Annotated in this window: 3 protein-coding genes; all 3 read right to left on the bottom strand. The window is 71.6% G+C overall.

Going from position 1 to position 3,114, the window contains the following annotated elements; genetic code table 11:
- A partial coding sequence (gene dxs, locus VF542_RS12060) for a 1-deoxy-D-xylulose-5-phosphate synthase (RefSeq protein WP_408651953.1) occupies positions 1–1,487 on the bottom strand: 1,487 nt, incomplete at its 3' end.
- 157 nt (positions 1,488–1,644) lie between these two features.
- Positions 1,645–2,430: an ABC transporter permease gene (locus tag VF542_RS12055; protein WP_408651952.1), complete on the bottom strand. Its 786-nt coding sequence runs from the start codon at positions 2,428–2,430 to the stop codon at positions 1,645–1,647.
- On the bottom strand, positions 2,427–3,114 hold a 688-nt coding region (locus VF542_RS12050; RefSeq protein ID WP_408651951.1), incomplete at its 5' end, for an ATP-binding cassette domain-containing protein. The genes VF542_RS12050 and VF542_RS12055, both read right to left, overlap by 4 nt.

The raw sequence follows: 3,114 nt of genomic DNA, 5'->3' as shown, positions 1-3,114 counted from the left end.
TCGGCCAGCACGTCGATGCCGCCCACCGAGCGCAGCGACGCGATGTCGGCGCCCAGCGGGGTCTTGGGGTACCGCAGCACCGAGGGCGCGTCGTCGATCGCCAGGCACTCGGCCAGCGCCGCCCGCAGCGTCGGCGCGTCGCGCGGGACCGCCAGGTGGATCCCGGGGACGATGCCGAGCATCGCGATGTCCCACATCCCGTGGTGGCTGGGACCGTCCTCACCGGTGACGCCGGCCCGGTCGAGCACCAGCGTGACGCCGGCCTTGTGCAGCGCGACGTCCATCAGCAACTGATCGAAGGCCCGGTTGAGGAACGTGGCGTACAGCGCTATCACCGGGTGCAGGCCGGCCGCGGCCATGCCGGCGGCCGAGGTCATGGCGTGCTGCTCGGCGATGCCGACGTCGAAGCAGCGGTGCGGGAACTCCGCCGCGAACGCCCCGAGCCCCACCGGGTCCAGCATCGCCGCGGTGATCGCCACCACGTCGTCGCGGACGGCGCCGATCCGCACCATCTCCTCGGAGAACACCCCGGACCAGGTCTGGCCGCCCTTGCTGAGGAACTCACCGGTATCGGGGTCGAAGGCGCCGCCGCCGTGCATGTGGTCGGCCAGGTGGTTCTCGGCGGGTGCGTAGCCGTAACCCTTGCGGGTCACGCAGTGCACCAGCACCGGTCCGTGGAACTGCCTGGCCAGGGTGAAGGCGTGTTCCAGGGCGCCCAGGTCGTGGCCGTCCACCGGGCCCATGTACTTCAGGCCGAGGTCCTCGAACATGCCCTGCGGAGCGAGCAGGTCCTTCATCCCCCGCTTGAGCCCGTGCAGCGCGCCGTACAGCGGCGGGCCGACCAGCGGCGTCCGGCCGAGGGTCTGCTTGACGTTGCCCAGCATCCGCTCGTAGCCCGGCCGCAGCCGCAGCCCCGCCAGGTGCTCGGCCAGGCCACCGATGGTCGGCGAGTAGGAGCGGCCGTTGTCGTTGACCACGATCACCACCGGCCGGTCGGAGGTGGCGATGTTGTTCAGCGCCTCCCAGCACATCCCGCCGGTCAGCGCCCCGTCGCCGACCACCGCGACCACCGGGCGCCGGTCCCCGCGCACGTCGAAGGCCTTGGCCATGCCGTCGGCGTAGGACAGCGCCGTCGAGGCGTGCGAGTTCTCGATCCAGTCGTGCTCGCTCTCGGCGCGGCTGGGGTAGCCCGACAGTCCCCGGTGCTGCCGCAGCGTCGGGAAGTCCTCATGCCGGCCGGTGATGATCTTGTGCACGTAGCTCTGGTGGCCGGTGTCGAACAGGATCGGTTCGGTGGGCGAGTCGAACACCCGGTGCAGGGCCAGGGTCAGCTCCACCGCACCCAGGTTGGGACCCAGGTGGCCACCGGTGCGCGAGACGTTGCGCACCAGGAAGTCCCTGATCTCGGTGGCCAGCGACGCCAGTTCCACCAGGCTGAACTCCCGCAGGTCAGCAGGGCAGGAGATCCGACTCAGAAGAGGGCTCACAAGGCCTCAGCCTACTTGTACCGTGCGGTGTCCGTGGGCGTCACGGCCCGGGCCCGCGCGGCGTCCTTTGCCCTGGTGGGCCTGCCGACGTCAGTGACCCGGCTGCCGGATCAGCGCGATCCGGCAACCGGGTCCGTCCCAGGTGCTGGGACGCCGGCTAGTTGATCTCGCGCCGGACGGTGCGGACCAGGCCGACGGCCAGCGGCGCCGCCACCCACAGCACCACGGCGACCAGGATCTGCGCCGGGTGATCCGACCAGCGGCCGGTGAGCAGCCAGTTGAAGGCGGTCGTGTAGTCCAGCCAGTCGGCCACCCACCGCGATACCCGGCCGAGCAGCCCGAACCCGATGGGCAGCACGAAGGAGGCGACGATCGCGGCGGCCGAGTTGTGCACCAGCGCCCCGAGCGCCACCCCGGTCAGGACGTTGAGGAGCACGTACAGCAGGAAGGCGACGAGCAGGCCGGCGTCGAGGTCGGCGTCCAGTCGCCGGCCCGAGGCGGCGGCCACGGCCAGACCACCGGCCGTGACCAGGCCACCGAACAGGGCCGCGCCTGCGCCGAGGAACAGCGAGACCGTGATCTTGGCGGCGACGACCCGCAGCCGGCGGGGTTCCTGGGTGAACGTGATGAGCGCGGTGCGCTGGCTCCATTCGCTGGTCAGGGTCAGGATCGACACCACCGGCAGCAGGATGCTCAGGCCGAGCGCGGCGTAGCCGAGGTAGCTCGTGTAGGTCTGGTCGACGCTCGAGGGGGCAAGCACCGGTGCCAGCATCAGCCCGAGGGTCGATGCCGCGACCAGGGCCAGCAGCCAGCGCGCGGCGCGGGTACCGGTCGCCTTTCCCCACTCGACCAGCAGCAGCCGGCCGAACGGGATGCCGGAGAACGTGGCCTGCGGCCGGGCTGTCCCGGCGGTTGGCGCCGGGCGGGTCATCGTGGTGGTCATGCCGCTGCCTCCTGCGGGTGGGCCGCTGTCGCGGCGGTGAGTGAGAAGAAGAGTTGTTCGAGTCCGCCTGAGTCGGATCGGCGCAGTTCGGTGAGCGGCACGCGATGTTCGAGCGCGACGCGGGCGATCAGTTCAGCGGTGACCCGGCCGTCCAGCACGTCCACGGTGAACGTCTGATCCGGGCCTGCGACGTAGTCGATGCCGGCGGCGCGGAGTGCGCCGGCGAGGGCCTGCGGGTCGGGGGTGCGCAGCAGCAGGCTGGAACTGGCGAGCAGGTCGCTCAGCCGGCCGGAGGCCACCACGGCTCCCTGGGAGATGACGATGAGATGGTCGGCTGTGGCCTGCACCTCGGAAAGCAGGTGGCTGGACAGCAGCACGGTCCCGCCGCGGTCGGCGAAGTCGCGTAGCAGGCCGCGCATCCAGGCGATGCCCTCGGGATCGAGTCCGTTCGCCGGTTCGTCCAGGATCAGCACTCCCGGCTCGCCGACCAGCGTCTGGGCGATGCCGAGCCGCTGCCGCATGCCGAGGGAGTAGTCGGCCACCCGCCGATCGGCGGCGTCGGCCAGCCCGACCCGGTCCAGCAAGGTTGCCACCCGATCGGTCGGCACACCCGCCATTCGGGCGGCGATGGCCAGCGTCGCGCGGCCGGTGCGCCCGCCATGCATCGCCGACGGCTCGAGCAGC

It is taken from the genome of Jatrophihabitans sp., from assembly GCF_036389215.1.
In the GTDB taxonomy this organism is placed as follows: Bacteria; Actinomycetota; Actinomycetes; order Mycobacteriales; family Jatrophihabitantaceae; genus Jatrophihabitans_A.
This window is presented reverse-complemented; position numbering and strand designations above follow the sequence as displayed.